Annotated in this window: 55 protein-coding genes and 1 pseudogene; 53 read left to right on the top strand and 3 right to left on the bottom strand. The window is 31.6% G+C overall.

Annotation, left to right across the window (positions count from 1 at the left end; translation table 11 throughout):
• Nucleotides 1-83: 83 nt before the first annotated feature.
• Nucleotides 84-1,007, bottom strand: a complete 924-nt coding sequence (locus ACFQZE_RS07115) for a hypothetical protein (RefSeq protein ID WP_379355083.1) — start codon at nt 1,005-1,007, stop codon at nt 84-86.
• 206 nt (nt 1,008-1,213) lie between these two features.
• Here ACFQZE_RS07115 and ACFQZE_RS07110 point away from each other — a divergent pair, with 206 nt between their 5' ends.
• The 11 genes from ACFQZE_RS07110 to ACFQZE_RS07060 all read left to right on the top strand — a co-directional run bounded on the left by ACFQZE_RS07110 (nt 1,214) and on the right by ACFQZE_RS07060 (nt 5,221).
• On the top strand, nt 1,214-1,411 hold the full coding sequence (locus tag ACFQZE_RS07110; protein WP_379355081.1) for a helix-turn-helix domain-containing protein: 198 nt from the start codon (nt 1,214-1,216) through the stop codon (nt 1,409-1,411).
• A 294-nt stretch (nt 1,412-1,705) separates the two neighbouring features.
• Nucleotides 1,706-1,903 (top strand): hypothetical protein, encoded by a 198-nt coding sequence (locus ACFQZE_RS07105; protein WP_379355080.1) that lies wholly within the window; start codon nt 1,706-1,708, stop codon nt 1,901-1,903.
• Nucleotides 1,904-1,945: 42 nt separating this feature from the next.
• Complete coding sequence (locus tag ACFQZE_RS07100; protein WP_379355079.1) at nt 1,946-2,158, top strand: hypothetical protein; 213 nt, start codon at nt 1,946-1,948, stop codon at nt 2,156-2,158.
• A gap of 63 nt (nt 2,159-2,221) precedes the next feature.
• A complete protein-coding gene (locus ACFQZE_RS07095; RefSeq protein WP_379355078.1) occupies nt 2,222-2,542 on the top strand; it encodes a hypothetical protein in 321 nt (106 codons plus the stop codon).
• A 40-nt stretch (nt 2,543-2,582) separates the two neighbouring features.
• On the top strand, nt 2,583-2,783 hold the full coding sequence (locus ACFQZE_RS07090; RefSeq protein ID WP_379355077.1) for a hypothetical protein: 201 nt from the start codon (nt 2,583-2,585) through the stop codon (nt 2,781-2,783).
• Between the two features lie 45 nt (nt 2,784-2,828).
• Entirely contained in the window at nt 2,829-3,248 is a 420-nt protein-coding gene (locus ACFQZE_RS07085; RefSeq protein ID WP_379355076.1) for a hypothetical protein, read from the top strand.
• Nucleotides 3,249-3,301: 53 nt separating this feature from the next.
• Nucleotides 3,302-3,466, top strand: a complete 165-nt coding sequence (locus tag ACFQZE_RS07080) for a hypothetical protein (RefSeq protein WP_379355074.1) — start codon at nt 3,302-3,304, stop codon at nt 3,464-3,466.
• A 141-nt stretch (nt 3,467-3,607) separates the two neighbouring features.
• Entirely contained in the window at nt 3,608-3,982 is a 375-nt protein-coding gene (locus ACFQZE_RS07075; RefSeq protein WP_379355072.1) for a hypothetical protein, read from the top strand.
• Nucleotides 3,983-4,000: 18 nt separating this feature from the next.
• Nucleotides 4,001-4,309, top strand: coding sequence for a hypothetical protein (locus ACFQZE_RS07070; RefSeq protein WP_379355071.1), 309 nt, complete (start codon nt 4,001-4,003; stop codon nt 4,307-4,309).
• A gap of 39 nt (nt 4,310-4,348) precedes the next feature.
• Nucleotides 4,349-4,870 (top strand): hypothetical protein, encoded by a 522-nt coding sequence (locus ACFQZE_RS07065; RefSeq protein WP_379355070.1) that lies wholly within the window; start codon nt 4,349-4,351, stop codon nt 4,868-4,870.
• A gap of 60 nt (nt 4,871-4,930) precedes the next feature.
• Nucleotides 4,931-5,221: a hypothetical protein gene (locus ACFQZE_RS07060; RefSeq protein ID WP_379355068.1), complete on the top strand. Its 291-nt coding sequence runs from the start codon at nt 4,931-4,933 to the stop codon at nt 5,219-5,221.
• A gap of 51 nt (nt 5,222-5,272) precedes the next feature.
• Here the strand turns inward: ACFQZE_RS07060 and ACFQZE_RS07055 are convergent, their stop codons facing one another.
• The gene (locus tag ACFQZE_RS07055) at nt 5,273-5,752 is read right to left on the bottom strand and encodes an RsfA family transcriptional regulator (protein ID WP_379355066.1); all 480 of its coding nucleotides are present in this window, start codon (nt 5,750-5,752) and stop codon (nt 5,273-5,275) included.
• Between the two features lie 266 nt (nt 5,753-6,018).
• Between ACFQZE_RS07055 and ACFQZE_RS07050 the strand changes: the two are divergent.
• The 19 genes and pseudogenes from ACFQZE_RS07050 to ACFQZE_RS06960 form a co-directional block, all read left to right on the top strand.
• A pseudogene (locus ACFQZE_RS07050) lies at nt 6,019-6,372 on the top strand (type II toxin-antitoxin system PemK/MazF family toxin); the annotation flags it as partial.
• Nucleotides 6,373-6,434: 62 nt separating this feature from the next.
• Entirely contained in the window at nt 6,435-6,608 is a 174-nt protein-coding gene (locus ACFQZE_RS07045) for a hypothetical protein (protein ID WP_379355064.1), read from the top strand.
• 157 nt (nt 6,609-6,765) lie between these two features.
• Nucleotides 6,766-7,011: a hypothetical protein gene (locus tag ACFQZE_RS07040; RefSeq protein WP_379355062.1), complete on the top strand. Its 246-nt coding sequence runs from the start codon at nt 6,766-6,768 to the stop codon at nt 7,009-7,011.
• Nucleotides 7,012-7,053: 42 nt separating this feature from the next.
• On the top strand, nt 7,054-7,254 hold the full coding sequence (locus ACFQZE_RS07035) for a hypothetical protein (RefSeq protein WP_379355060.1): 201 nt from the start codon (nt 7,054-7,056) through the stop codon (nt 7,252-7,254).
• 24 nt (nt 7,255-7,278) lie between these two features.
• Entirely contained in the window at nt 7,279-7,476 is a 198-nt protein-coding gene (locus ACFQZE_RS07030) for a hypothetical protein (protein ID WP_379355058.1), read from the top strand.
• 28 nt (nt 7,477-7,504) lie between these two features.
• On the top strand, nt 7,505-7,714 hold the full coding sequence (locus ACFQZE_RS07025) for a hypothetical protein (RefSeq protein ID WP_379355056.1): 210 nt from the start codon (nt 7,505-7,507) through the stop codon (nt 7,712-7,714).
• Nucleotides 7,715-7,759: 45 nt separating this feature from the next.
• The gene (locus tag ACFQZE_RS07020; RefSeq protein WP_379355054.1) at nt 7,760-7,933 is read left to right on the top strand and encodes a hypothetical protein; all 174 of its coding nucleotides are present in this window, start codon (nt 7,760-7,762) and stop codon (nt 7,931-7,933) included.
• Between the two features lie 36 nt (nt 7,934-7,969).
• Nucleotides 7,970-8,152, top strand: a complete 183-nt coding sequence (locus ACFQZE_RS07015) for a hypothetical protein (RefSeq protein WP_379355052.1) — start codon at nt 7,970-7,972, stop codon at nt 8,150-8,152.
• 290 nt (nt 8,153-8,442) lie between these two features.
• Nucleotides 8,443-8,715 (top strand): hypothetical protein, encoded by a 273-nt coding sequence (locus ACFQZE_RS07010; RefSeq protein ID WP_379355050.1) that lies wholly within the window; start codon nt 8,443-8,445, stop codon nt 8,713-8,715.
• Nucleotides 8,716-8,969: 254 nt separating this feature from the next.
• Nucleotides 8,970-9,143: a hypothetical protein gene (locus ACFQZE_RS07005; RefSeq protein WP_379355048.1), complete on the top strand. Its 174-nt coding sequence runs from the start codon at nt 8,970-8,972 to the stop codon at nt 9,141-9,143.
• 18 nt (nt 9,144-9,161) lie between these two features.
• Entirely contained in the window at nt 9,162-9,371 is a 210-nt protein-coding gene (locus tag ACFQZE_RS07000) for a hypothetical protein (protein WP_379355046.1), read from the top strand.
• Between the two features lie 51 nt (nt 9,372-9,422).
• Entirely contained in the window at nt 9,423-9,815 is a 393-nt protein-coding gene (locus ACFQZE_RS06995; RefSeq protein WP_379355044.1) for a hypothetical protein, read from the top strand.
• Between the two features lie 33 nt (nt 9,816-9,848).
• Entirely contained in the window at nt 9,849-10,043 is a 195-nt protein-coding gene (locus ACFQZE_RS06990; protein ID WP_379355042.1) for a hypothetical protein, read from the top strand.
• Nucleotides 10,044-10,251: 208 nt separating this feature from the next.
• Nucleotides 10,252-10,407 carry a hypothetical protein gene (locus ACFQZE_RS06985; RefSeq protein WP_379355040.1) on the top strand — a complete coding sequence of 52 codons (156 nt, stop codon included), beginning with the start codon at nt 10,252-10,254 and terminating at the stop codon, nt 10,405-10,407.
• 34 nt (nt 10,408-10,441) lie between these two features.
• Nucleotides 10,442-10,666 (top strand): hypothetical protein, encoded by a 225-nt coding sequence (locus ACFQZE_RS06980; protein WP_379355038.1) that lies wholly within the window; start codon nt 10,442-10,444, stop codon nt 10,664-10,666.
• Between the two features lie 110 nt (nt 10,667-10,776).
• The gene (locus tag ACFQZE_RS06975; protein ID WP_379355036.1) at nt 10,777-10,983 is read left to right on the top strand and encodes a hypothetical protein; all 207 of its coding nucleotides are present in this window, start codon (nt 10,777-10,779) and stop codon (nt 10,981-10,983) included.
• A gap of 296 nt (nt 10,984-11,279) precedes the next feature.
• Entirely contained in the window at nt 11,280-11,711 is a 432-nt protein-coding gene (locus ACFQZE_RS06970) for a hypothetical protein (protein WP_379355034.1), read from the top strand.
• Between the two features lie 30 nt (nt 11,712-11,741).
• Nucleotides 11,742-11,945, top strand: coding sequence for a hypothetical protein (locus ACFQZE_RS06965; RefSeq protein WP_379355032.1), 204 nt, complete (start codon nt 11,742-11,744; stop codon nt 11,943-11,945).
• A gap of 191 nt (nt 11,946-12,136) precedes the next feature.
• Entirely contained in the window at nt 12,137-12,373 is a 237-nt protein-coding gene (locus ACFQZE_RS06960; RefSeq protein ID WP_379355030.1) for a hypothetical protein, read from the top strand.
• Between the two features lie 344 nt (nt 12,374-12,717).
• Here ACFQZE_RS06960 and ACFQZE_RS06955 read toward each other — a convergent pair whose 3' ends face one another.
• A complete protein-coding gene (locus ACFQZE_RS06955) occupies nt 12,718-12,924 on the bottom strand; it encodes a hypothetical protein (RefSeq protein WP_379355028.1) in 207 nt (68 codons plus the stop codon).
• Between the two features lie 130 nt (nt 12,925-13,054).
• On the opposite strand from ACFQZE_RS06955, the gene ACFQZE_RS06950 reads away from it, so the two are divergent.
• The 23 genes from ACFQZE_RS06950 to ACFQZE_RS06840 all read left to right on the top strand — a co-directional run bounded on the left by ACFQZE_RS06950 (nt 13,055) and on the right by ACFQZE_RS06840 (nt 23,533).
• Nucleotides 13,055-13,987, top strand: a complete 933-nt coding sequence (locus tag ACFQZE_RS06950) for a helix-turn-helix domain-containing protein (RefSeq protein ID WP_379355026.1) — start codon at nt 13,055-13,057, stop codon at nt 13,985-13,987.
• A gap of 31 nt (nt 13,988-14,018) precedes the next feature.
• Nucleotides 14,019-14,180 carry a hypothetical protein gene (locus ACFQZE_RS06945; RefSeq protein WP_379355024.1) on the top strand — a complete coding sequence of 54 codons (162 nt, stop codon included), beginning with the start codon at nt 14,019-14,021 and terminating at the stop codon, nt 14,178-14,180.
• 59 nt (nt 14,181-14,239) lie between these two features.
• Nucleotides 14,240-14,590, top strand: coding sequence for a hypothetical protein (locus ACFQZE_RS06940; RefSeq protein WP_379355022.1), 351 nt, complete (start codon nt 14,240-14,242; stop codon nt 14,588-14,590).
• Between the two features lie 41 nt (nt 14,591-14,631).
• Nucleotides 14,632-14,991, top strand: coding sequence for a hypothetical protein (locus ACFQZE_RS06935; RefSeq protein WP_379355020.1), 360 nt, complete (start codon nt 14,632-14,634; stop codon nt 14,989-14,991).
• Between the two features lie 57 nt (nt 14,992-15,048).
• Nucleotides 15,049-15,243, top strand: coding sequence for a hypothetical protein (locus ACFQZE_RS06930; protein WP_379355018.1), 195 nt, complete (start codon nt 15,049-15,051; stop codon nt 15,241-15,243).
• A gap of 42 nt (nt 15,244-15,285) precedes the next feature.
• Nucleotides 15,286-15,642, top strand: coding sequence for a hypothetical protein (locus tag ACFQZE_RS06925; RefSeq protein ID WP_379355016.1), 357 nt, complete (start codon nt 15,286-15,288; stop codon nt 15,640-15,642).
• Between the two features lie 112 nt (nt 15,643-15,754).
• Nucleotides 15,755-15,997, top strand: a complete 243-nt coding sequence (locus ACFQZE_RS06920; RefSeq protein ID WP_379355014.1) for a DUF7662 domain-containing protein — start codon at nt 15,755-15,757, stop codon at nt 15,995-15,997.
• A 61-nt stretch (nt 15,998-16,058) separates the two neighbouring features.
• Nucleotides 16,059-16,448, top strand: a complete 390-nt coding sequence (locus ACFQZE_RS06915; RefSeq protein WP_379355012.1) for a hypothetical protein — start codon at nt 16,059-16,061, stop codon at nt 16,446-16,448.
• Nucleotides 16,449-16,498: 50 nt separating this feature from the next.
• A complete protein-coding gene (locus ACFQZE_RS06910) occupies nt 16,499-16,702 on the top strand; it encodes a hypothetical protein (protein WP_379355010.1) in 204 nt (67 codons plus the stop codon).
• Nucleotides 16,703-16,972: 270 nt separating this feature from the next.
• Entirely contained in the window at nt 16,973-17,326 is a 354-nt protein-coding gene (locus ACFQZE_RS06905; protein ID WP_379355008.1) for a hypothetical protein, read from the top strand.
• Nucleotides 17,327-17,332: 6 nt separating this feature from the next.
• On the top strand, nt 17,333-17,575 hold the full coding sequence (locus ACFQZE_RS06900) for a hypothetical protein (RefSeq protein ID WP_379355006.1): 243 nt from the start codon (nt 17,333-17,335) through the stop codon (nt 17,573-17,575).
• A gap of 253 nt (nt 17,576-17,828) precedes the next feature.
• Entirely contained in the window at nt 17,829-18,221 is a 393-nt protein-coding gene (locus tag ACFQZE_RS06895; RefSeq protein WP_379355004.1) for a hypothetical protein, read from the top strand.
• Between the two features lie 37 nt (nt 18,222-18,258).
• A complete protein-coding gene (locus ACFQZE_RS06890; RefSeq protein ID WP_379355002.1) occupies nt 18,259-18,654 on the top strand; it encodes a hypothetical protein in 396 nt (131 codons plus the stop codon).
• A 157-nt stretch (nt 18,655-18,811) separates the two neighbouring features.
• Nucleotides 18,812-19,222, top strand: coding sequence for a hypothetical protein (locus tag ACFQZE_RS06885; RefSeq protein WP_379355000.1), 411 nt, complete (start codon nt 18,812-18,814; stop codon nt 19,220-19,222).
• Between the two features lie 76 nt (nt 19,223-19,298).
• Complete coding sequence (locus tag ACFQZE_RS06880) at nt 19,299-19,523, top strand: hypothetical protein (protein WP_379354998.1); 225 nt, start codon at nt 19,299-19,301, stop codon at nt 19,521-19,523.
• 84 nt (nt 19,524-19,607) lie between these two features.
• Entirely contained in the window at nt 19,608-19,916 is a 309-nt protein-coding gene (locus tag ACFQZE_RS06875; RefSeq protein WP_379354996.1) for a hypothetical protein, read from the top strand.
• 48 nt (nt 19,917-19,964) lie between these two features.
• Complete coding sequence (locus ACFQZE_RS06870) at nt 19,965-20,363, top strand: nucleotide excision repair endonuclease (protein ID WP_379354994.1); 399 nt, start codon at nt 19,965-19,967, stop codon at nt 20,361-20,363.
• Nucleotides 20,364-20,427: 64 nt separating this feature from the next.
• Nucleotides 20,428-20,679: a hypothetical protein gene (locus ACFQZE_RS06865; protein ID WP_379354992.1), complete on the top strand. Its 252-nt coding sequence runs from the start codon at nt 20,428-20,430 to the stop codon at nt 20,677-20,679.
• A 41-nt stretch (nt 20,680-20,720) separates the two neighbouring features.
• On the top strand, nt 20,721-20,963 hold the full coding sequence (locus ACFQZE_RS06860; protein WP_379354990.1) for a hypothetical protein: 243 nt from the start codon (nt 20,721-20,723) through the stop codon (nt 20,961-20,963).
• A 29-nt stretch (nt 20,964-20,992) separates the two neighbouring features.
• The gene (locus tag ACFQZE_RS06855; protein ID WP_379354988.1) at nt 20,993-21,133 is read left to right on the top strand and encodes a hypothetical protein; all 141 of its coding nucleotides are present in this window, start codon (nt 20,993-20,995) and stop codon (nt 21,131-21,133) included.
• Between the two features lie 13 nt (nt 21,134-21,146).
• Nucleotides 21,147-21,404: a hypothetical protein gene (locus ACFQZE_RS06850; protein ID WP_379354986.1), complete on the top strand. Its 258-nt coding sequence runs from the start codon at nt 21,147-21,149 to the stop codon at nt 21,402-21,404.
• 135 nt (nt 21,405-21,539) lie between these two features.
• On the top strand, nt 21,540-22,946 hold the full coding sequence (locus ACFQZE_RS06845) for a hypothetical protein (protein WP_379354984.1): 1,407 nt from the start codon (nt 21,540-21,542) through the stop codon (nt 22,944-22,946).
• 92 nt (nt 22,947-23,038) lie between these two features.
• A complete protein-coding gene (locus ACFQZE_RS06840) occupies nt 23,039-23,533 on the top strand; it encodes a hypothetical protein (protein WP_379354982.1) in 495 nt (164 codons plus the stop codon).
• Nucleotides 23,534-23,553 lie beyond the last annotated feature (20 nt).

The raw sequence follows: 23,553 nt of genomic DNA, 5'->3' as shown, positions 1-23,553 counted from the left end.
CTTTCATCTAATTAGAAGGATGATGTCACCTAAAGGTGTTTTAATTTTCTACATATAAAATGCAAAGCTGTAACAATATTCTTCTACAATTTTTTCAGAGTATCATATCCCAAGTGTGTTTTTTTGAGTGCATAAACGGAACATATATAAAACTTCACAAAATTCTCATTAAAGCTAAACCGCCATGGTACAAAACGAAAGCTCTCTGGTTTGAATCCTTCTGGAATATATCCGCCTGTAAGACGATGTTTTTCAATGCTTTTGTAGACATTAAAATCTTGCAAAGGTGTAGTGTCAAAAATATTTCCTCTTAGAGCAAGCATTATCTCTTCAAATCCATCACTGTATTTATCTCCTGATGTTTGATCATGCCATACTTCGAAAGTATCAGTTGAATGAAAAATAATGCCTTTCGGTGCTAAATGATTACCAATAAACAGAAATATACCTTCAATAATTTTTTTAACTAACCCCACTAATTCATTTGTTAACTTAGAAGTAGGATTAATATTGTGCTGGTACAGACTTTTTAAGAAAAAAGGAAAAACTAATTGTGAAGTATAATTGCAATTAATAATGCAATCATACTTAGCGCTACTCAATTCACTAAAGTCATGTTTAACTTGGATTTTTCTGATAAAAGTCTCGATTTGTGAAGCAGTTTTGTTTGAAAAGTCGTACATGTCAACTTGTGAAGTTACCCCACTTAAATCCATAAGTTTCTTTTTGAATTTTTCAGGGTACTTGACTTTTGAAAGTAAGTGATCCAATGCAGTTTCATCTATATCGACTATGGTAATTTTATTGAATATCTCTTCAAAAAAACTGATATCAATATCATTTCCGTTTCCTGCACCAAGTAATAATAAATGATTATAATCTAAGTTATTTCGATTAAGAACTCTTTTGTAAACTTCCTCTCGATTTAAGTCCCTAAATGGCTTCCAGAGATCAAAACAGTCTCTTGTGTCAGTGTTAAATAGTTGTTGTATTTCAAGCAAACTCATTCAAGCATCCTCCTTAGTGTATATAAATAATCTATCGGTTCAAATTCTGTAAAACTTTACATGTTTAAATAGTGTAAATGAAAGAACCGTTTCATGACTGTAAAACAAACATAAAGTAATAATTTAATTTTTAGAAAATCATTGACTCACGTATGCGTGAGTGGTATAATTGGATTAAGATAAAGAAACAAAGCAGGTGAACATAGATGGAACGAATCAACTTAGATGATTCTCGAATTATGAACTCGAAAGATGCAGCAAAGCGATGGGGGAAGGATGATTCCTCAATAAGATTTAGGAAAAATGACTTTCCATCAGGAACACTTCGTAAGATTGGGAGAGACTGGGTTGTAACTGAGGAAGGTATGGAAGCTGTTTTTGGAAAAGAGAATAACAATAGTTAAACAAGTAATATTTCATTCAAATCAAAATGGAGGGTTATAATATGGATATTAAAAAGATTGAAGAGCAAATTTTCCGAGTTACCAATTTTGGAACTCAAATTTCTAAAAAGCAAATAGCGTACTTGGATAATAATTTGATAGAATTGATGACATCGAAAGTATGATTTATTACATGAATGTAAATGAGTTAGTGGTATTGGCAAATGAAGAAACAATAAAAAAATTTTCAGGAATTGCTGGATTTGGTTAAACTCATAACAAAAATCAAAATTTAGTTATCTCAGGAGGATGAAAATGATTAATCAACAACAAAAGCATTATGTGACTATAGCAATTGGCAGTATAAAGGCAGCAGAGGTACTTAAAAAGCAAATTGAGGAACGGTTTCCATTGTTAGAAGGTAATATTAAAATAAGTTCAGAAGCTGAAATCACCTCTTTGGATAAGGTTATAGAAATTATAGAGAATAGTGATAAACCATCAGCAAATTAGCTACATAAAATTGAGATTTTAATTTGAAGGGATTGATTGTTAATGAAACTATTTTGGGCACATGATGAAAAATATCCAGAAGATATTGGATTTTATGCAGTTGAAAATGCAGATGATTTGATTAAACAACTTGCTCAAGAAAGGAAATTGACAATTGAACATGTAAGAGAGAAGTTTTTGTATGCTGAATTGAGTCAAGTTTATAATGAAAAGTTGAGCAAATATTTCAAAATAACTGTTGAGGAAATCAAGTAGTTCAATGGCTAACATGGAACCAATCTTTTAATGGCAAATACAAATTATTGGGAGAGATTAATAATGTATAAATTATTATTTACTGCCTATACAGAAGAAAGTGAATTAAGATCTTTGATAACAAATGATTTCAAAAAAATTGATCATAACTTCTATTTATTTAATTCGAAGAATGTAAATGTTTCTGACATCAAGTATAGTGTGTGGGACGTAGAATACTTTGCAGAAATGTCTTTTCAAACATATGATAAGGAAGAAGAAATGGAGCAATTTATTATTAACGAATTGACACAACAAAGATTGAAGGAAATATATTTTGCAGATGATCCATATAGTGAATTTCAGGCTGTTATTGAAAAGACATTTAAATTGGAAAATGCATAGTGGGATGTAAAACCTGTCTTTCATAAGGAGTCGATTAAAGGTGTTCAAATGGAAAAATCGAATTATGGCAATAAATAAGGCCTATAGAACAGTAAAAGAAACAGGAGTTAAACCTGAAAAGGCTTGTGACTATGTAATTACTCAAGATGATGAGTTCTGTGTGAACGTAGAGTCAATGACAAAGAGACAGTTTAACAGTTATGTGAAAGAAGTGTGTGATTTATTGGAAGTCGAAAAGTAATGACAGAAGGCAACGAAACAAGTATTTCAGTGGGAGGGTTATGAATTGAACAAACAGGAATTTTTAGAATCAATTTCTGAAGGAAAATGGTTCTCCATAAGTGGAAAGTACGGTGGAAAATATGCAGTGAAGATGGTAAAAAACAAACGTTATGACGGAGAGATACATGCATTATGGCTTTCTTTCAATGATCCTGAGTCAATGTGTATAGAGGATTACAGTAATAAAGATTGGAATTATTCAGATGGCAAGTTGGAAACACTTGCAGCAGGAGTGTATCATTTTGGTTCTGCTGAAGTCGCGGAGGATAGCATTTATGATGATGAGTATAAGATTGTTGAAGAAAAAATGTTCGATGTCATCCTTAAGAATACATTAGAATATTTAGTAACCAAAGAAGAGATAGAAAAAGTATGGGAACAGTTGAAATCAGATGAGCTCAATCTACCAGTTTTACAGATGTAGTAACCAATAAAAACGGCATTTCAATACATAAAACTAAACTAGGAGGGACTAACTTGAACTTGAAGAAGTTTAAAATTGTATTAACATTTAGTGGCTATGATGAATACGACACAACAATGATTGTTAAGTGCAAAAAGGCTTATGACGACAATGGATATTTAATGCTAGATGATGTCGCCATTGAAGTATGCGTAATCAAAGAAATAACAGAAGTCTAACATGACATTAAAAATTTAGATTTTAAGAGATGCTAAATCTCACTGGGAAAATGAACTAGATAGATTATTATTTGTGTAATTTTTTCGAAGGTCTCAACAATGAGGGGATTAAAAATTTAGAATAGATATGGAGTGAACAATATGATTTGTATAATAAGGGGTAGAAAATGGGTAGATGATGAGTGGAAACGTTTAATGATTAACAGGTTTGGAGTAGATAAAGGCAAAGTGAGGAAAGTTTATTATAAAGAAGAGGATGCTCTAGATGCTTTAGAGATTCTTGGGCATTATCAAGATCTTCCGAATATTCGCGAATCAAATTTAGAAAATGATATTCAATCTTTAATAAAAAATGAACCTTCGGTTATAGTTGTTTTTGAAGGGATTCTAACTGATAATGTCATTGAAGAGTTGACAGTTTTACAAAAGAATAATCTTGGATTCAATTTCATTGTAACAGGAATTGATTCTTCATTAACAGATGATAAGGTATCGATTGAAACAATCAATTCTTAACCAAAAAGGAGTTTTAATATGAGAAAAAGTTTAAAGGTTTTAGAGCATATGATTCAAACTAATAAAAATTATGATGGACTACCAACAGAACTTGAACCTTTTTATGTATACTTAACTGATTCTGGGCACTCTGTTATGGGAATAGTTGAATCACTTCTGGACAGCACTAAATATAATGCTGATGACTTATATAGTCTAGAGTCTGCTATTCCTGTAAAATATGTCTTAGAACATTCATACAAACTGTACCATGGTCATTTGTTGGTTAATGTGCCCCATCATAATTTTTTTGGGACTGATATTGAGGAAGAATACTATGAGTATTAGTTTGAAGTATTAAATTAATTATTTAAGGAGGACTATTAAATGAATCAAGTTGAGATTTATAGAAAAATGCGAACATGGGAACTATATTGTGAGTGTATTGTTAAACTCAAAAATGAATTGAAACTATATGAAAATGGCTTATCTGAGGTGATTGATCCAGATGTTTTCTCCCTTATACCAGAAACAGTAGAGACGAGATCGATTTCAATACTTAATAAGATAAAAGATTTTAAATTTATGAATCAAGAAATTGCTAAAGATTTATTTGATCAAGATATTGATGTTGAATATATTGTAAAAGAAGCTTATCCCAATCTTAAGCGTGTTGATAATATAAGAGACTGTTTTATTATTCAAAACAAAAAAGAGCTAGGAACTTATTTCTATTCTATTCGTTCACCCCATATGGATTCGCCTGATAAAGGGCATTATGAGACACTTTCTGATGTTGTAACAGAAGTACTTTCTAGTTATAGTTATCTTGGTGATGAAGTGGAGACAATTCAGTCTGCAATGGATAGACTGGAAAAGGTATTTGAAGAAGACATAAAAATGGATTAAATTATCAAGCTGTAGAAACATATAAAAAGGATATTTTAAGTTCAATAAAAGGGGATGCAAATGGAAATTAACTACAAACCTAAGCTATTTAAAAGAAAAATACTAGGCATTTTTCAAGAAACCCGAGGAGCGAGGATTCAATTTGAAAAAACAAGTGACAGTGGAGCATCGTACATTTTAGTTGACGAATCTACACAAAAGATTGTTGATAGGATGGATGATGTGATTCGTGGAAAACGAGATAAAGTTTATCTGAGTCGAGGCATGCGCAATATTGACATTGAATGCTTAACATCAGGCAAGTGGCAACTTTTTGATGAATTCGATATTTATCAATTTGATAAGCAATGACTGATTCAATCTAAAAGCCCTAAAGGAGTTTATGTCCTTTAGGGCTTTTAATTATGCAGTGCCAAGTTCTCTTGCTCTACTGAGTATATCCAAAAGGGTTCTATAATCATCAGACATTGTTAACTCAGATTTTCGAAGTGTTTCAATTTCTTGCTCCAATACAACAATTTGATTGTCTCTTTTAATAATCGCATTTTGTAACTGGTTGATTAATTCAATTATTTGTAAAATAGGCAGCAGTTCTGTTGTGTTTATTTTATGTTGTTCTACATGTACTACATCTACACTTACTTTTGTCTTGGTATAGTTTTGCTTTCTAAGTAACTTGGCCTGCTTAATAGATTCCTCACAAGTTTTTCGTACATTGTCATTCCATCTAAAGCCACAAGCAGCCGCTGTGCATCCAAGACGCTCTGAAGCTGCTTCAAAGGCCGCTAATTGTGTAGAGCCTTTCCGAATGTGATCTAGTGTTATTTCGGTTAGAATCAAGTCATCTGAGGGGTTCCAAGCATCTCTACGATTTTCTTTCATAAAATCTAACTCCTTTGTTTTTAGTCAATAGTATTAATCTTAGACATCGCACAAGGAAAATATACTTTAAAACATAGAAATGAATCTTTATCACATCTATCATATGTTGTCAAGGAATTTTTAAGCACTGAATAAAATACTTGACAGAACAAATGTTCCCTATTGTTTAAAGTGTCAGGTTCAGTATATAATCAATACTATAAAAACAAAATATCATAATTAACTAATAAGAAATGATGATGACACATACTATTAGGAGTGAAAACATGACAAACATTAGAAGAGGTGATATCTATCTGGCTGACTTGTCCCCTGTGACAGGATCTGAGCAAGGTGGTTTACGTCCAGTTCTAGTATTTCAAAATAATGTGGGAAATAAGTATAGTCCAACAGTTAAAGTGGCTATCATTACATCGCAAATTCAAAAGGCAAAGTTGCCAACTCATGTGATAATAACCGCTGATAAATATAAGATTGATCGTGACTCAGTAATTATGTGTGAACAAACTAGAACAGTAGATAAGGAACGCCTAGACTATGAAAATAAGATAGCAGTATTAGATTTTGAAGACATGTTAAAAGTAGATATAGCGCTCCTGATTTCTGATGGTCTATTAGATATTTTTAAATCGGAAGCAAAAGTTAATTACATAAAAAATATGATTGCTGAGGGGAAAATTAAATGAGTTATAAAATTTGGGGGAGTCGTGAAGGATTATTTAGTAAAGAGGGAATAATAGATTTTTTTCAAAAACTAGGTTTTAGTGATGCATTTTTAATTTTAACAGAAGCTGAAAGAACAAGAAAAGCAAGTGTTAAAATAGGGGATAAAAAAGTGATGTTGTTTAAAAGTTAATTAGCCAAGACTAGCAATTATATTGCTAGAGCTTGGTTTTTCTTTTATGTGCAAAATATAAAAAACCGTTTGACAATAGTTGGATTGGTGCTTATAATAAAAGTAACAAAAGAAACTGATGTGTTGAAACTATATTTTTATTAGGAGATGATGAAGGTTGAAATTAGAATTTTCAATTGAGAAACTTGAATCCTATGTTCTTAATAACCCAGGCACAGAGTTAGAAGAAATCTATCTTGAAATCCAAAGGGATTTTATGAAATTGAATGATGACTTTGTTAAAATCAAGGAAGAGAAAGAAACAATTGAGAAAGATTTAGATGAGTGTAAAAATATCTTGTGGAATGATCCTAAGTATAGAGAGAAATTGTTAAGCACAGTAAGGAATATAGTTTTCAGTTAAAATGATCCTTTTATTCAAAAAACACAATTGGAGGAATGTAAAATGTATGCCTACTTAACTTTCGTTGGCTATGGTAACAATGATGTAAAACTGGTAACTGAAAGAAACGATGAATTACATATGACTCGCAAAACTGAATTGTATGAAGTTGCAGAAAATAAAATTGAAAAGTTGACTAGCTTAAAGAAAGAAGGGAAGTCTCTAATTCCTTTCCTTCGAACTGAATGTAAGAGGATAAAATGAATATTTCAAAGGGGATATGAAAATATGTCAAAACAAATGCATACATTGAAAAACGGTAAGACAATTATTGTAGGCGCTCAAAACTTCATAAATGGAACTGTTCCAGTAGTTATTAATGGGAATATGAAAATGAATCATACTATAGTGCAAGATTCCAATGGAGATTTGGGATTTTGGTGTGATGGTGAACTTGTATACTTTAAAGATTTAAGCATTCAATGAAAAGATTATTTCAAGAGGTGATAGAGAAATGACGATCAAAGACATTTTTAAAAGATTACTTCGTTTGTTTAGGGAAGTGGATCAAGAACTGCTAGTTAATATAAATTACACAAAGAAAAAAATTCTAGAAGAACTTGGTGAAGATGAATACATTAGAATAACTGCCAACTCTGAGATCCTTAAACAAGCAACAGTACAGTTTTGGGAAGTAACAGGCAAGGACATTGTTGTTCGTTAAGGATTCTTTCATTGGGGCACAAACAAAAAAAAGGAGGATTAGAGAATGAATACAGCATTCGAGGTGGTTTATCAAGGATATAATGCTATTATTCAAAATGGTGTTGAATTTAAGATAGTGGGTGGGAATGGTGAGATTCTGAACATTAGAGAGCATGATGATTCAGAAGTCCTTTCTGTTAATGTTAGTCAGGTGCAAAAGTTTGTAACAGTGCTTTAGGTAATGTATGAAGTATTTCAAAGGGGGAGATGAAAAATGAGTAACGATTTTTGGTCAAAGCATAAAAAGTATATGGAGACAGGAATGGAGTTTGGGGAAGCACTTAAGCAAGTCGAATTAGATACTATTTGTGAGTATCATGATACACTACTTGAAGATGGTCGATTATATGAGTCTGATCCAGAGGACAAATATGAAATTAGAGATATTGAAGGGTAATAAAATAAGTCATTTATCCTAATAAATAACGAGGAGGCTTAAAATTGAGCATCTTAAAAAACCGAATGGAAGACTTGTATAATGAAGTTAAAAATGAAATTGAGTATAATAAATTAAAACTGTTGAGGAAGTTACCGAAGCTATTGTAAAAGGATCTGATGAACGATGTATTGTTTTTGGTGAAATGAAAGAAGCAGCGATGTTTCAAATGATGAGTGAAATTGATTCTGAATCGCTTTACCAGTTAGTTGAAAGCAAATAAATGAGCGATTTCAAAGGAGAATAATAAGATGTATGGAGAATGGATTACAATTAACTTGGGTGATGATATTGAATGTAGAGTATTTATAACATGTACCCCAAGCACATTGCCAGAAATAAAAGAAAGGCGCGCAATTCAAAAATTAATGAATGGAATACCAAACAATATGGATTCAGAGCCAACAATTTATGCAGAAGCACTACAGAAAATTGATGAATTTAACTACTCTCAAAATAAAGGAACGAGACCTGATCCTGAACAAATATTAAATGAATTGATTGCATTAATAAGTGGAAAATAAGAATACATTTTCACTTAGGGGGTAATGGAATGCGAAGGGAATACTTTCGAATTGAAGCAGATGCTGAATTTTCTCCATTCTGGTCTCATGAAATTAATAATTATAACAGTGTCTGTAGTTTGTATATGGCTTTGTTGGAAAATCCAAATTACACAAATGTTAAAGCAATACGAGTGACAGAAGAATGTGGGAAAGAGTCAATATTTGAATTACTTTACATCAGATAAAAGGCAGATTTCATGAGGAGGTTAAAAATGTTTGGGCTATTACATGAAAAGCGAATGGAGATAATTCAAACTAAAGAAGCGGAATTTTTAGCTAATGTGCTTTGTTATATCAGTGGTTTCATGGGAGATGATATTTCTTTTCAAATGGCTTTTGAAGATGCCATGGAAAACACTGTTTACTGTAAAGATAATAAAAAGTGAATTTGATGAGGTGAGAAAATGAAAAGATTATTCACTAATGGTTTTAATGACAAAGTGCTAATTACAGAACAAGAGGGAAATCATGAATTACATTCTTTGAATAAATACACAAACCAAGTTGATGTAACAGAAGACTTTTGTAGATGTATAGTCAGATACTGTTCTGAGGAAGTTGAATTTGTTGTAGATGGCATGAGATTTAGAGTAACGTGTGAGCGCATTGAATAATGTATATTCTGCATAACAGCAAACCTAAAATATCACTAGGAGATGATAGAAATGAATAATGGAATTTCAATTCGAAAACGTTTTGTAGAGCATGACTTCTTATTTACAAAAATAAGCAACGAGAACCCTTACATAACAATTGATGAAATTGTGAGCCTATTATCTGAACATGAAGGAAGCCTCTGTGATGTAACATTTATTTTTAGTCTTCATTCATCAGGATTTAAAACAAAGATCATTGATAATTTCACTGAGTATGAAATTATGCTTGATGATTTGACACCATTTGCAATGGACTTTTACTACAAACAAGTTACTAAATTGTCTGTTCAACAGCAGAAAGCTAAAACTTCTGATGACATGGCGTTATATTATATCCAAAAAATTAAAAACATGATTAATATGAATCACCAAGAATCTGTTCAATATAAAATGGCACAATAAAATAACATATAACAGCAAGGAGTTAATATCACCATGAGTCTAGTGGACTTTGCAAATAATGAATTGAGAGTAAAATTAAGCTTCTTTCAATTAGATGTATTAGAATTGCTGGAACGCGATCCAGATGCATGGCAACGAAAACTTAAGCCTACAACATTCGAAATCAAGCAAGTTATGGATATCTATAGCGAATGGGAAAATAGAAATTTAAATGCATTGAATTGTTAGAAAGGTGGAAGTTCGATGGGTTGGGTATTTATGTTATTGGGACTATCACTTTTAGTTTCAGTAGCAGTCATTAACACTAAACAAAAAAACAAAAGAAAAAATAAAAACAATGAAATTATTTAATCAATTTCACAAATCATTTTATTAATTGAAGAATAAAATAGTTCTTTTAACGGAAATTTACAAATACAAAGGAGCGGTAAAAAAAATGAATGAATACACAGTTGGAGCGTTAATCAAATTACTCAGTCAATTTGATCAAGATGCTAACATTGTAGCAGCTATTAGGACAGACGATGATTACCGAGCAATAGTAGATGCACAATACAATGAGCATGGCGAAGTTGAACTTATTTTTGAGTAAATGAAATCACTATTTCAAAGGGAGATAATTGAAAATGGGAGCAACACAGCATTTTTATAAACACTTGGACAATGATATCAATCACCGATTTAAAATTGATTTAGATATGAGGAGTTTAGTTGAACAAGTAGATAAAACCAATTATGGAATTCACAGATTTATTTCTGAATTAATTGATATCCGTAGACAAAGTAAATGGAAGCAAGACCATGAGTTTGCAGATGAGTTAGAGAAATTGTTATATAAAGGTTATTTTTAAGCGATAAAATTTGTGATTCATGAGGAGGAAGATACTTGTATTGAATAGTTGAAATGAATTCAAGTGGTCATATTAGACACATAGATTGTAATAAGAGGGAGGGTAATAAGATGAATTTTAACATTCATTATAGCAAAAATTTGCTTGATAAGTTTGATTCTGAAGAAGAAATCTCTGAAGTTTTACGAGAAAAAATGTCCAATTTTTGGGCATATGTAATTGTTGAAGCTGAGAATGAAGAGCAAGCTATTCGGACATTGATTAGTAAAGTTGGTGAAGAAAAGTTTAACTATGTATTGAGTGTGACACCTTATTAGCGTCGAGGATTATAGGCAATAAAGCTCGTCTTTCAATGGGAATGGAGGAGATAAATCATACTAGAACAATGGACTGGAAACTATGAAGGTTCTATTGTTGCACCTAAAGAAGATCGACAAGCTCTTATTGATATGGGAATTGTTGTTGGTATTTGGGATGAACAACAAGAAGAATTTACTAATTGTATTGTCTCAAGTGAAGCAATGGGAAAACTCGACCCTTATTGGAGTTATTATTATTGGTGGCTTCATAAGCAGGACAATTAAATTCGTGTTTGATGAGGAGTGGGAAACCTTTGATAAAACTAATACGTTATGCAAATGAAGGATTTTTTGGACATGATTATTATTCAGATGATGAAAATACTCCAAAGTTAGTGAATGAAAAAGAAAATCAAATTGAGGATTGGGTAACAGGTTGCTTTGTTTTTGTTGAAGAAGAAGACCCTGATGCATTGATAATGTTCAGAAAAGACAGGACTAATGAAAAAAGACATGAGCTTTTAGTTCCAGATGAAACGCTTATCTGGACTTGGAATGCTTGGCCTACATTTGAGATTGATGGCAAGTATGGTCATAATTATTACCGAAAACTAGAAGGGTTGCTGACATGGAATTCATGGATTAAACTGCCAGCTCTTGTGATTGCTGAAAGAGTGAAACTTGTAAAAAAACAATTGGGAGCTTCCAATTACCTATGGTCAGAAGGTATTTATGAATGTTATTAAAATTCGTATTTAATTGGAGGAAGATTTATAATGCATCTTAACACTGTTTATGGAGATTTTAAGTTTGCAGAATGGGAAGATTGTGATTGGAAGATGTTTCGAAATAAAGTGCAAGAATTACGTGACCTTGGCTATAGAAAAGTTGAACATTTCTATGATTTCTCAAATCATTACCAAATTTATAAAAAAAAGCGCTCAAAAAAGAAAGTTGTTTTAACTATGATGTGCCTTTAGAATTTGTATTTGATGAGGAGGAGTTATAATCAATTTACATACTAATGAGGATCAAACTGATTTAGAATATCTTTGTTTAGAATGCTGTGAAAACGAATGCACATGTCCTCACTGTAATAGATGTAAAGTAAATTTAATGATGTACAATGAGTGTTATTGCAAATAAAATCCGCATTTAGTGAGGTGAGAGCGTGATTGAGCGTATTAATGAGGAATTGGAATTGATTAAGAAATTGTATGTAAATAACGGTGAGTATCAATTTAGGGATGACAAAGATGCCAATAAATTTGCTGTAGACCTTTACTGGAACATTCATAATTTGTATAGTTCTAATGGATATTATCATAAGTTCGAAACGATTCTGGATTTTATTTATTCACATCATGCAGATAGTGAAGCCTATTGGTTTTACAAATTAGAGGAGTGAATCTAATGAAGAACATATTAAAATGTCCATCATGTAATTCACCATTATCTTTAACAGTAGCATTCAGTGGTTGCGATTGGAATTCTGAAGCTGGCGAAGGATCGGGTTACAATTATCCATTGATGCTAGACTGCATAGAATGCCCTAGAGTGTTCAATTTGGGATATCTGAATAGTGATAGAGCATTTAGTCCTGTGAAGAAACAAAAACCTTATCTAGAGGTTTCAGGATACGTAGTAAATAGCCGATGAAAGTCTTGTTTTAACAGAAGCTGTATAACTGAAAAGTGACTTTATACCAAAATTAAAAACCCTGCTGAAAAGCTCTGAGCAGGGTTTGAAGTGTTAAATATTCCATTCAAAGTGACAATCAGTTGCAATCAAGTAATGCACCTTATTATTATTGCTATAAATGTCAGCTTCCATTTTTATAATTTTTGAAGAATTGAAAATTGATTTAGCATACACATCTGCTGCTTTTTGCGATTCTGCTTTTACTTGGAACTCAAGAGGTAGTAGCATTCTCCCCTTTACTGTGTACATTCTGCTCACTATAATCATCTCCCCCTGTTGGTATAAACTATGGCGTTAAACGAAGTATAGCATGCCACATTCGCCAAACACAAACATTTGTTCTTATATTGAGGGTGAATTGATGAGAGAGAATAAAGGGTTTTAAATTTTGGAAGAAAGTGATATAATAAAGGAGACAAAAAGAAAGGTGATTGATATGAGTATGAGTTTAAAAGATGAATTGAATAAGATAATTGGATTATTGAAAACTGAACAAAATCTTGATGAGAACAAACTCGTTTTAATGCTTAATAAAACAGTTCATGATATAGATGTGTTAGAAAGCACAATGAAAGATAATCAAAAGCAAATAACAGAACTTGAGGAGTCAAATGATTTCTTAAGGCTGCTTTTGAAATATTCTTTGCAAGATGCTATAAACTATGATTTAAATGAAAGTACAATGGCAGAACGAATTAAATTAAAAAGACTAGGATTTAATATGTCGCCACGAGATTTTGCTGACTTTGCTGAAATGAGGTCTGCAACATATTACAAACTTGAATCTGGCGAATCTGTAAATCCAACACTAAAATCATTGATTAGTCTATGCACCACATTAAATTGCACAATTGACTGGCTAGTTTTTGGTGTTGATAATATTACAGCAAAATCATCGTTAAAGAATTTAATGTTTGGGCAACTGAAAATACAAAGTGATTACCCTGATGATGATGGCAAATATAAGTGTATTTGCAACTGTGAAAATGAAGTGTCGTTAAGTCTTTCTGAGTTATTGGATGATAAGGTGACTGATTGCGGGCACAAATCAGAAGAAAATATTCTAAATACTAAAATAAGAACCGCTAATAAACTTAAGAAGCTATTAATTTATGATATTGAGAAAATTGATTTACTATCAAATATCGAATTACTTAGTGAATTAAAAGAATCTGTTGGCTACACTACTACTGAAATAGCAGATATAACAAAAACATCTAATACGACTGTGCGGAACTGGGGGTATGGAACACAAACAATGAGACAAGAAACAAGAGATGAATTGATTGAATTATTCAAAAGTCACATTACAGATCATTAAATAATTCTATTTATTAAAGGATGAGGTAAAAATGGATGAAAACATGAAAGGAATTATTATCCAACTTCAAGCACAGATTAGCGCACTTGGTTCGATTTTGATGGCACATAATCTGATTACTGAAGAAAGTCTGAGTGAATTAACAAGCAAGGTATATATTGTGACAGAAAAAGAACTGCGGGATAAACTTTAAACGATACAATTAGAGTTATTAAAGTCTGATTTTATTCTAAATAAATTGGAGAGATAAATATGGATAAGCATTCAATTCAATCACTAAAGAAGAAGGTTCAAGAAATTGACGTTAGTATTGAAGAAAGCAGTAACCCTGACATGGTTTCTGTGCTTCTTGAGACAAAAAATATTTTTGTTACTGCAATTAAAGAATGGGAAGATTTCAATGTCAAACAAGTTGGCTATAGCCAGGAACAATTAATGGAGGTTATAAAGAAATTGATTGAAAATGAAGAGTTGGTTATAGAAATTGATGAAGACATTGAAAGTTGGGGAGATGTTAAGGCAAATGTTACTCTCAAATTATTCGACAAGGAAATTGCCAAGAAATCACAAACTGTTTATCAAATCAACGATCAAGAATACTAAAGAAGGTAAAACACGGATTTTATTAGCGAAGGAGAATGATTATGATTAAACAAACTTTTGATAATGTAGTTTCTTATGAGACAGAAGGAGGTGGTCAAACATATATTATTCACCTTGGAATTAAAGATTTCTCTGAACAATTCAACATACCTGTCAAATATTTTGATCCAGTTCCTCAAACTTCGGCATTTGAGCCAATGGATCTGGGTATCTATGTGAACCTGAAAGGGACAGTAACATTTGAAAGTGGCATACTTTCGGTCGAGGGAGAAGTTGTTGTATTTGATGGACTAGCAAAACTTGAAAGAAGACTGCATCCAGAAACTGATGTTATTGTTCGTATATTTGCTAATATTTCAAATGAACAAATCATTAAGTTACTCAATCCGATAAAAAACTGATTTTATAATTTGTCTAATAAAAATTTGATGCTGGGTTATTGTAAAAGGAGGCCTGTTATGGGACAGGATGATGTTATTGAGCCAAAGTCAGAGCTTATTTTTGAAGGTGGAAAAGGTAGTAAACCTCCAAAAATAGGAAAGAGTAAATGGATACAAGAAGTAAACATTCCTCCCATTGTATCAGATGAACTTTTTTATCAAGTGAAGGAAAAGGTTGAGAATAAAAATAAACTCAAGAAATCAAATGAATGAATGATAAAACGGCGATTTCATTCAGATACATGGAGGATTAATATGACTATACAACTGGGCGAAAGTGAATTAATAGGTGATATGATTAGGATGCCATTTTTAAACGATGGATACATTGTTTTTCCTGCAAAGTTTGCTCATGATGCGATTCATAACAATAAGTTTTCCATATTTGTTTCGAAAGGTATGTTAGATGAAAACACAAGCGTTTTAATGGTTACAACTGATACTGGAACAAGACCAATACTAATGGATAACTATGACGTATTAATAAAGCGATTTTTAAAAATACCATGGCGTACAGACAGTATAAAAACCTCAGAAGGAAAAATGTACAGAAAAATCGCCCCATCTTTAAAGAGCCTCGAACAAATGATTAGAGCATTTAAGAGTTCTTAAGGGAAAATACAAAATTAATTGTGGATTTAATTTTATTGATCCTTGAAGAGTCTTCTCCTAAACTGTTATTTTTAAAGGGATAAAAAACAATTCATAAGGAGGAGAAAGGGAAATGAGCAAATATGAACCACTAAGAAGGTATCTTGATACATATACCATAACTCTTACCTATCAAGAGATTGAAGAAATTCTTGGATTTAAATTACCTGATTCTGCATACATTCATTCTGCTTGGTGGGATAATGGAACAGGAAATCATGTTCAAACAGAAGGTTGGGTAGATGCAGGTTGGAAAGTCGTGAAAAAGGACTTGGGAAAATCAATAACTTTTCAAAAGTACAGCGAGGATATTTAAAAATCCTTAACAAGAGTTAGTAAGAGTATATGAAAGATTGGTTTTAAGGGGGATGAAGTGAATGATTTTGATTAGAGGTAAAGCACGCAAATCTGTTTATTGTGAAATGCTTTTTAAGAGTACTCACAAAGCATTAATGATTATTTATGGAAGCGAGAAACCTCCACATTTGATGAATCTTGATGGATGTATAATTTACCCACGAAGTCAGGATACTATTGGAGATGTGTTGAAATTAGAGACTGAGTTAAATGAGTTGATGGCACTAATTTTAAACTCTAGAGAATGTGATTATTATAAAAACATTTTTATTTATGCTAACTTTGATCCTCTTGAAATTGTGAGTCTTGAAAAGATATCACAAAAATTGAGTGATTTTTATACATTTGTATTCACGATTCAAGATATCGCTGTACCAAATGGGCAAATTATTATTGAAGAATTAAGATAATAGACTCGTTTCAATTCATTCCATCAGAAAAATGTTGAGGAGGAAATCCTGTGAAAACAATTGCTTCATCATATAAAACTGAATTTTACTTGGATGGACAGAAGTTGTTCGAAAAAGGATTTATAAATCTTGATTGGGGCAAAGGCTCACTAATAAGCTTTAATGACGAAGACTACGAAATTCAAAGATTATTTGAGATTGGCGAGGCTGTAGCTAAGGCAGATGTTGAACTATTAACAGATTGGTGGTTCTAATAAAATACTAGTTTCATGATCATAAGAAAAGGTGGGGACACAAATAGAACATCAATATCTATTAACCTATGAACAAGATGGAATTGGAAGATACTCATGGTTTGAAAGTGAAGAAGAATTGAACAACTTCATTGAAGCCAACGAAGGATCAATTGTTGTTACTGAGAAAATGCATATCCTTGGTGCACGAACTATTGAATAGTAGATGAAAGAGTTGTTTCATAAGGGTGAAACATTGAAATTATATTTTTGGGGCGGAGGCTGTTAGTTGTGGAGATAAACACAGTAAAAGAGTTTGAAAAAATAGTTAAAGCATTGGACTCATTAAAAGAAAAAACTGGTATGATTAACATTAGCACGGAAGTTGAATTTGTAATTGCTGTAAATAAGTACTTAGAAAGTGGAGTCGAAGAGTGGCTTGAAGAAGACAATCCAATGATTTATAAATTACTATTTGTGAATGAGGCAGGAGAAAAAGATTTTATACAAATTTGGGATAACAGAATTACAAATGTTTGCTATCCTGATGAAAATGAATATAGTGATTCCAAGACTAGGTTGGCATTTTCATTCATAATTGATGAAGATGAAGATCAGAAAATCAACTTTTTTGTCGAAGATTAATATAGAATGAAACAAATCCCACTAGGAGACGGTGATAAGAAAATGAAAAAGGTAACAAGAAATGATGGACTCTATTATCAAATTAACTTAAATAATGGGAAGTATTACATTGATTTATACAATAATAAGGGCATCGTTATTGATGGCATTGTTGATCCATTTGATACAGAAGAAACGGCTTATCGGGCTGCTGGAATTGCAGCAATAGCATTTGCACAAGGGCAACAAAATATTTTAAACAGACAATGAAACCTGAATTTTATAAGGAGGGGATTTCATATCAGCGGAAATAAATCATTAAATGATACGCAGTTAAAACTGTTAAAGCATATTCAGTTAGTTTGTGATCATATTGAGTACTCAGACAGAAGAACTCTCAATTCATTGGAGAGAAGAGGACTGATAAAACTGTCCTATTACAACTTTGAATATAGAGCATCTTTGACCAAAGAAGGTCTGCAATACATTAATGAAAACTGACTTATAAGGGGTGAGCATTTTTATGAAAAAGACTCTTGGAGAATACTTAGAAAAGACAAATGATAGGCTGTTACATGGTTTTGGATGGGGAAATGAAGGGGAAAGAGATTTTTATAACTTTATAGAATTAGTGCGCGAGAGTTTAAAAGGAATACAGATTCCACCTAAACCTTTAAATGTGAATGACTTTCAGGAAATCCTAAACCAGTACAAAAGTGATGATATTGAAGCTGCACAAGATAGAGATTACGATCTCTGGATTTTTGATCTCAAAAACAGGATTCAAGAGCTTTATGATGAAGTCTTTATTCATAACAAAGCAACCAAAAAGAGAAAAGCAGCAATAGATGTTTCATTAGTACAGGTACAAATCGCAATTGAAAAATCAATGAAATTACTTAATGATACACAATAAATGTTCACTTTCATAACCACTAATAAGGAGCATTGTCATGGAACTGAGAGCTGCATCAATTGAATATTTAATCAGAATCATTATGGAAGACTTGCATCAATTTATTGAAGGTGAAGAAAGCATTCTTGATTCTAAGGTATATGGAACACTTGAAAGTTGGATGAGTTATTTTGAGGGCGAAGTGCAACTAGAAGAATATGAATTGATTGACAATCAAATTCATGATTATCTTTATGAGATGAGTATTTGGGAGTATGGAATAGAATTTCAAACTTCTGTTGCTAAAAAAATTAGGTTGTATTTTAAATTAAAATATAGTGAAGAGCCATATGTTAAACTACTTGCGGATCGGATTGTCAACTACTATCTTGTGGAAATACAAAAGGAATTTTCTGATTCTTTAAGAAGTAGTATCATACAAGATTTTAATTAACATAAATAAAAAACTTCCCCCAAAGGAAAGTTTTTTAAAAAATATTACTGAGAATTTCAATCCACGTACTCTATAAATAAGAGTGACGAACCTACAAGTATATGGTAACATATGGACATACTTTAGTCAATTGCATATTTTAGGAGGAGAAATCAGTATGGGGAGATTAAGCATTACACAACGAATTAAAAAAAGTAATTCTATAATTCGACAAGTAGAAATAGCTACAGAATGGCACAATACATGGGGAAGGAAAATAGAAAATGAGTTAAATGCAGTGTTAGAAGAAACTAAAGAGAATGACTTATCCAAAGTGTTCAATCGAATTAATTTTTGTAAGATTGAAACTGACAAATACATGAATGCTTTACCAAATGTATTCAATGTAATTGAAGTTAAGTTCTCACGATATCAAGAAGTAAAAGTCATTTACTTTAATTTTTTTAATGAGATAGCAAAAAAATTAAATACTGTATCAAGTCACGATGTCTTAAGTGATCTAGAGAACTTCTTTAAAAAACATATTGAATTTTGTGTGGAGATAAAATCGATCCTTAAAAGTAGATAAGGGTATGGATAATTTAAAAGAACGAATTCAATGTAAATAAAATGCCAATTTCAATGGATAGGAAGGAGGAGTAGTCTTGAGTCAAGAAGAATCAACTAAATGTGGATTCTGTAAGCCAAATAACCCCAAGACATTGATCTCTGGAAAAGCGCCATACATATCAGCTTGGGTTAAAATTTATACTAATGATGATAATGTTAAACTTGGTCTTAGTGTAAGTGGTGAAAGTGATATCGGTACATCAGTTGAGATATTCTATTGTCCGATTTGTGGGAGAAAATTAAGTGGAAATAGTCTTTGAAATGTCAGTTTCATAAAGCTTGATGAGATATGGTAAAATTGAATGGATTTATCAACATGACTATGAAGAAGGTGTGTTCTTATTATGAAACTTATTGATATTATTCTAAGATGCCATTTTGATAGGTTTGATACAGTACTTGCGAAAATTATGCTAAAACAGCCGATACCATTTTTTAGGTTTAAACTGAAGCATGAGGATAAGATAATTTTTAAAGCAAAAAGCGATCCTAGATTCATTGAATATGTAGCGAATAAGAAAACAAATGGCAAGTCGAAATCTGAGATTTACAATGAAATTGAAGATAATCTTTTACATTGGGGATTGAATTTTAAAGGATTGATAAGAACGATTGATGAAATAGTTGACAATTTAGAAAAGAGATTACATTAAAAGATCCATTTCAATGGTACAAAAAAATTACTTCGGAGTGAAGACAGAATGCTTAATATTAACTTACCCAAAGTCGATTTTTCGGTATCTAAAATTGGCTCAAATGAATCAGAGTACACAAGTATAACGCAATTCAGAAGTCATTCAGAAATACCTAAAACTTCAGGAATATATGTTTTTAGAAATTCAAAAGATGAAGTACTTTATGTAGGACAATCCAAGAATCTTAAGTCAAGAATGAGTACTCATTTTTATCGTGGAGCACATTTAAAGGCAATTAATCATGAAGTGCAACATATTGATTTTTATGTTATTGAAGATCCAATGGAAAGAGCAATTTATGAGATTTACATGGTTAATATTTTTGACAGCCGCTATAATGCTGAATCCAAGTTTTATGGGAAGAAAACGCGAATATCAAGGAAGATGAAAGACAGAAATATGTAATGGATATTTTTGAAAGATATGATAAATTTACATATAGGTAATTATTTTTGGGAAGGTGAAGTAGATGACAATCAATAAAGAATTCTTAGCAAAATTATCTGATGAAGAATTGGTGGCTGAATTTTTAGATAGAGATAGATGGAATGATCTTAAAGATAAATCTGAAAGTCTAGTTTGGAAACTGTGTGATAGATATGACGAAGAGTATAGTACAAGTGAAGAGATATTTGTGGACGAAATGGATAATGCTCTTACTTATGAGATGGTTGAAAGATTTGTCGCTTTTGTACAAGAGAGACAAAATAAGAACAATTAAACAAATTTACTATATTATGAAGTGCGCACGGAGGATGTTTGATGAAACTTAAGGATATTAGTGAAAAATGGGATCGTCTAAAAACTTGGCAAGGCAGATATAAAAAATTTGAAGTGACAATTAGTCAGAATCAGACAGTAGACAGATACTATTACCAAGTAAACAGGAAAGATGGAGATATTCGATTTAATTCATTATGGGATAAAATCGAATTTACCAAACAAGAAGATGCGATTGAGGCAGCTAAGTTTTGGATTGAAGAAAAGTTAAAGGGGATAAAATAACGGATTTATTGGGAAAGGAAGTGCTTAATTTGCATAAAGAAAAATTTATCAAGGATCTTGCGGAAACAATTTCTGTTGTTCAAAATACATCTGTCGATGAGTCGATGATTATTATTGATGCAACAATTAATTTTGTTGATGAAAAAGATTTTAAAATCGATGAGTCATGAAAGGATGATTTAAATGGATGGATCAAAGTTGATCTATATAGTTTTGTCTTCTGATGAAGATGATGTTAGTATTGAGCTACCAACATTTGATTTACAGAAGGCACTAGATAAAAAGGACGAAATTGTTGAAAAGGGATGTACATACATAATAGAAGTATGGGAAAATGAAGAAAAATTAGGTAGTGTATATTGGGACAAAGATTTTGGTGTATTTGGTGGATCAACAAAGTTTTTAGAATTGATTAGATGCCATGAGGTGTCGATTCGATGAGGAGTTTTGAATAGTGATGCACTTGAACTTGACATCAATATATAGACAATAAGAATACACTTGTAGCAACATATGGTAATATGGTATAATCAATAGACCAAACATACATTCTTATATTGTATATGGAGGTCATGAATGAACAAAGTTGTTGTTACAAGAAAGCAACGAAATTTATTAGTTAATAGTACTGTCACTCTTGATTACCCTTGGTTTCTCCAAATGCTTTCTGAACAAAAGAAAATAAAGACAGAAGATATTCCTGAAGAGCATAAAAGTGACTTTCGTAATGTAGTACCCTTTATTATTAAATTATCTGGTGACGAATGGAAATATAATGAGGAACATCTGCGTCCATATGAAGATATGGGAACTGATGCGAGAAACCATAAACACTGTTCTTTATGCAATCAAAGAAACAGGTATATCTTCTATATTAAAAATAGATTGAATAATAAGACTTTAAATGTTGGTAGTGATTGTATTAAGGAGTTTGCAGATTTTGATAATTTGGGTTTTGGGATGACCTTATCTCAATTAAAAACGAATGCCAGTAAGGTAAGAAGACTTTCTGAGGCAAATGCTCATATTGATGGCATTGATAAGTTAATTGCAAATTGGGATTTTAAATTAGATTCTTTTTCAGTATTAATTCCCAATTACATTAGAAAACCCTATTTGGAACTGGGTATTGCAATTAAAAAAGAGTATGAGAACTTTCTAAAGTGTGATAGTCATTCTTTTGAAGAGTTAATAAAAATGCACGATCAATATATTGATTTAGAGAAATCAATGGTCGAATATGAAATTAAGTATAAGTCGAATCCATTTGTGGCATCTAATGCAATTATGGGATGGCTTAAAGGACAACAAAAACATGCACTTATTGAGTTGATGAAAGAAACAGGACTTATTGATGAGAAGACAGTCAGAGAAATTTATGAGCGTAATTTTATTCGTAAAATTGAGAATATGATTCGTTTACAGTTGGAAAGTCTTGAACTGGAAGTTGAAAAGTTTGACTATGAAGAAAATGAAATCTTAATCACCTTCAATATGTATAATGGAGCAGTTAAAATAGTTTGTTCTTTTAAGAAGTTCATGGATAACTATGGACTATTGATCCTCGGAGCTAAGAATGCCGCTACATTGAGTTTAAAGAACCTCTTAAGGATAAGTGATGTTCGAGAAAAGTATACTAAAGAGTTTATTGTTACAAACATAGATGATAAGTTCGCTTACTTTAATAAATTGGTTAGATTTGTGCTGCCAGTTGATTTTCAGGAAGAAGATGAGATAGATATCATTAATAAAATCACAGGAAAAGTTTTTGTGTATAACTTAAGCAAGTTCCTTAAAGAAACGTCAAGGTACATTCTTATAAGTGATGAAGATAAAATTTCCAAGGATGAAAAGCATTTCTTGAATTTAAAAGGTAAGTGGTATACACAAGAGGAACTTTCTGATGTGCGTGAAACCGCATCCGAAATGTCATCCAATCGCTTTTACAGATCAAGTGAAGAGGACTGGAAGTATAAGGTATAGGTGAGCAACCTATACCTTATAGGTTATATTTACTGCCAACAATTCACTGAAACAGTAGAGAGATGGTTTATTAAATATTTGAAGGTGAGTTTATGGAAGCTATTAGAATTGCTGAGGCATTGTATGTTGTAAACAAACAAGCAAAAGTGTATAGAGATTTAAGAGATTATTGCTATGAGTTTGGGAAGCAGAAAAATCAACAAGCAAAGATTGAAAAAGGAAATCGTTATGACGAAATGAAAGAAGAGCTATATATTCTTAAAAATGCAGTATTAGAAAAAGTCATAATCGAAAGTGTAGGACATATTGTTGGGTTTCATAAATATGAAGAAGAGTATTTATTGCTTATCAAACTAAGTACAATTACATTTCATAAGCCAATTCATGAGTCTCATTTAAGAAGGCTCTTTGCTGTGCAAGACATTGATGTAATGTCTGATTTAACTAATTTCAGAGGTGTTCTTGAAGATAAAATACCTCTAAAATTTTCGAAAACTCACCAAAGAAAATATTTTAGGAACACCATCAAGATCTCTATGCCAATAAATGATGCAATTGAGTTACTAAAAAAGTATATTGATTATTAATGATCATGAATATCAGATAA

Origin of the sequence: Paenibacillus sp. GCM10027627, assembly GCF_042675505.1 — a bacterium.
In the GTDB taxonomy this organism is placed as follows: domain Bacteria; phylum Bacillota; class Bacilli; order Paenibacillales; family Paenibacillaceae; genus Pristimantibacillus.
The sequence above is the reverse complement of the archived record's forward strand: the minus strand, read 5'-3'. Positions and strand labels throughout refer to the sequence as shown.

Bases quoted from the DNA above. Each gene is read 5' to 3' on its own strand.
- ACFQZE_RS07115 (WP_379355083.1), bottom strand. From the start codon at position 1,007: ATGAGTTTGCTTGAAATACAACAACTATTTAACACTGACACAAGAGAC.
- ACFQZE_RS07110 (WP_379355081.1), top strand. From the start codon at position 1,214: ATGGAACGAATCAACTTAGATGATTCTCGAATTATGAACTCGAAAGAT.
- ACFQZE_RS07105 (WP_379355080.1), top strand. From the start codon at position 1,706: ATGATTAATCAACAACAAAAGCATTATGTGACTATAGCAATTGGCAGT.
- ACFQZE_RS07100 (WP_379355079.1), top strand. From the start codon at position 1,946: ATGAAACTATTTTGGGCACATGATGAAAAATATCCAGAAGATATTGGA.
- ACFQZE_RS07095 (WP_379355078.1), top strand. From the start codon at position 2,222: ATGTATAAATTATTATTTACTGCCTATACAGAAGAAAGTGAATTAAGA.
- ACFQZE_RS07075 (WP_379355072.1), top strand. From the start codon at position 3,608: ATGATTTGTATAATAAGGGGTAGAAAATGGGTAGATGATGAGTGGAAA.
- ACFQZE_RS07070 (WP_379355071.1), top strand. From the start codon at position 4,001: ATGAGAAAAAGTTTAAAGGTTTTAGAGCATATGATTCAAACTAATAAA.
- ACFQZE_RS07065 (WP_379355070.1), top strand. From the start codon at position 4,349: ATGAATCAAGTTGAGATTTATAGAAAAATGCGAACATGGGAACTATAT.
- ACFQZE_RS07060 (WP_379355068.1), top strand. From the start codon at position 4,931: ATGGAAATTAACTACAAACCTAAGCTATTTAAAAGAAAAATACTAGGC.
- ACFQZE_RS07055 (WP_379355066.1), bottom strand. From the start codon at position 5,752: ATGAAAGAAAATCGTAGAGATGCTTGGAACCCCTCAGATGACTTGATT.
- ACFQZE_RS07045 (WP_379355064.1), top strand. From the start codon at position 6,435: ATGAGTTATAAAATTTGGGGGAGTCGTGAAGGATTATTTAGTAAAGAG.
- ACFQZE_RS07035 (WP_379355060.1), top strand. From the start codon at position 7,054: ATGTATGCCTACTTAACTTTCGTTGGCTATGGTAACAATGATGTAAAA.
- ACFQZE_RS07030 (WP_379355058.1), top strand. From the start codon at position 7,279: ATGTCAAAACAAATGCATACATTGAAAAACGGTAAGACAATTATTGTA.
- ACFQZE_RS07025 (WP_379355056.1), top strand. From the start codon at position 7,505: ATGACGATCAAAGACATTTTTAAAAGATTACTTCGTTTGTTTAGGGAA.
- ACFQZE_RS07020 (WP_379355054.1), top strand. From the start codon at position 7,760: ATGAATACAGCATTCGAGGTGGTTTATCAAGGATATAATGCTATTATT.
- ACFQZE_RS07015 (WP_379355052.1), top strand. From the start codon at position 7,970: ATGAGTAACGATTTTTGGTCAAAGCATAAAAAGTATATGGAGACAGGA.
- ACFQZE_RS07010 (WP_379355050.1), top strand. From the start codon at position 8,443: ATGTATGGAGAATGGATTACAATTAACTTGGGTGATGATATTGAATGT.
- ACFQZE_RS07005 (WP_379355048.1), top strand. From the start codon at position 8,970: ATGTTTGGGCTATTACATGAAAAGCGAATGGAGATAATTCAAACTAAA.
- ACFQZE_RS07000 (WP_379355046.1), top strand. From the start codon at position 9,162: ATGAAAAGATTATTCACTAATGGTTTTAATGACAAAGTGCTAATTACA.
- ACFQZE_RS06995 (WP_379355044.1), top strand. From the start codon at position 9,423: ATGAATAATGGAATTTCAATTCGAAAACGTTTTGTAGAGCATGACTTC.
- ACFQZE_RS06990 (WP_379355042.1), top strand. From the start codon at position 9,849: ATGAGTCTAGTGGACTTTGCAAATAATGAATTGAGAGTAAAATTAAGC.
- ACFQZE_RS06985 (WP_379355040.1), top strand. From the start codon at position 10,252: ATGAATGAATACACAGTTGGAGCGTTAATCAAATTACTCAGTCAATTT.
- ACFQZE_RS06980 (WP_379355038.1), top strand. From the start codon at position 10,442: ATGGGAGCAACACAGCATTTTTATAAACACTTGGACAATGATATCAAT.
- ACFQZE_RS06975 (WP_379355036.1), top strand. From the start codon at position 10,777: ATGAATTTTAACATTCATTATAGCAAAAATTTGCTTGATAAGTTTGAT.
- ACFQZE_RS06965 (WP_379355032.1), top strand. From the start codon at position 11,742: ATGCATCTTAACACTGTTTATGGAGATTTTAAGTTTGCAGAATGGGAA.
- ACFQZE_RS06945 (WP_379355024.1), top strand. From the start codon at position 14,019: ATGGATGAAAACATGAAAGGAATTATTATCCAACTTCAAGCACAGATT.
- ACFQZE_RS06940 (WP_379355022.1), top strand. From the start codon at position 14,240: ATGGATAAGCATTCAATTCAATCACTAAAGAAGAAGGTTCAAGAAATT.
- ACFQZE_RS06935 (WP_379355020.1), top strand. From the start codon at position 14,632: ATGATTAAACAAACTTTTGATAATGTAGTTTCTTATGAGACAGAAGGA.
- ACFQZE_RS06930 (WP_379355018.1), top strand. From the start codon at position 15,049: ATGGGACAGGATGATGTTATTGAGCCAAAGTCAGAGCTTATTTTTGAA.
- ACFQZE_RS06925 (WP_379355016.1), top strand. From the start codon at position 15,286: ATGACTATACAACTGGGCGAAAGTGAATTAATAGGTGATATGATTAGG.
- ACFQZE_RS06920 (WP_379355014.1), top strand. From the start codon at position 15,755: ATGAGCAAATATGAACCACTAAGAAGGTATCTTGATACATATACCATA.
- ACFQZE_RS06915 (WP_379355012.1), top strand. From the start codon at position 16,059: ATGATTTTGATTAGAGGTAAAGCACGCAAATCTGTTTATTGTGAAATG.
- ACFQZE_RS06900 (WP_379355006.1), top strand. From the start codon at position 17,333: ATGAAACAAATCCCACTAGGAGACGGTGATAAGAAAATGAAAAAGGTA.
- ACFQZE_RS06895 (WP_379355004.1), top strand. From the start codon at position 17,829: ATGAAAAAGACTCTTGGAGAATACTTAGAAAAGACAAATGATAGGCTG.
- ACFQZE_RS06890 (WP_379355002.1), top strand. From the start codon at position 18,259: ATGGAACTGAGAGCTGCATCAATTGAATATTTAATCAGAATCATTATG.
- ACFQZE_RS06885 (WP_379355000.1), top strand. From the start codon at position 18,812: ATGGGGAGATTAAGCATTACACAACGAATTAAAAAAAGTAATTCTATA.
- ACFQZE_RS06875 (WP_379354996.1), top strand. From the start codon at position 19,608: ATGAAACTTATTGATATTATTCTAAGATGCCATTTTGATAGGTTTGAT.
- ACFQZE_RS06870 (WP_379354994.1), top strand. From the start codon at position 19,965: ATGCTTAATATTAACTTACCCAAAGTCGATTTTTCGGTATCTAAAATT.
- ACFQZE_RS06865 (WP_379354992.1), top strand. From the start codon at position 20,428: ATGACAATCAATAAAGAATTCTTAGCAAAATTATCTGATGAAGAATTG.
- ACFQZE_RS06860 (WP_379354990.1), top strand. From the start codon at position 20,721: ATGAAACTTAAGGATATTAGTGAAAAATGGGATCGTCTAAAAACTTGG.
- ACFQZE_RS06850 (WP_379354986.1), top strand. From the start codon at position 21,147: ATGGATGGATCAAAGTTGATCTATATAGTTTTGTCTTCTGATGAAGAT.
- ACFQZE_RS06845 (WP_379354984.1), top strand. From the start codon at position 21,540: ATGAACAAAGTTGTTGTTACAAGAAAGCAACGAAATTTATTAGTTAAT.
- ACFQZE_RS06840 (WP_379354982.1), top strand. From the start codon at position 23,039: ATGGAAGCTATTAGAATTGCTGAGGCATTGTATGTTGTAAACAAACAA.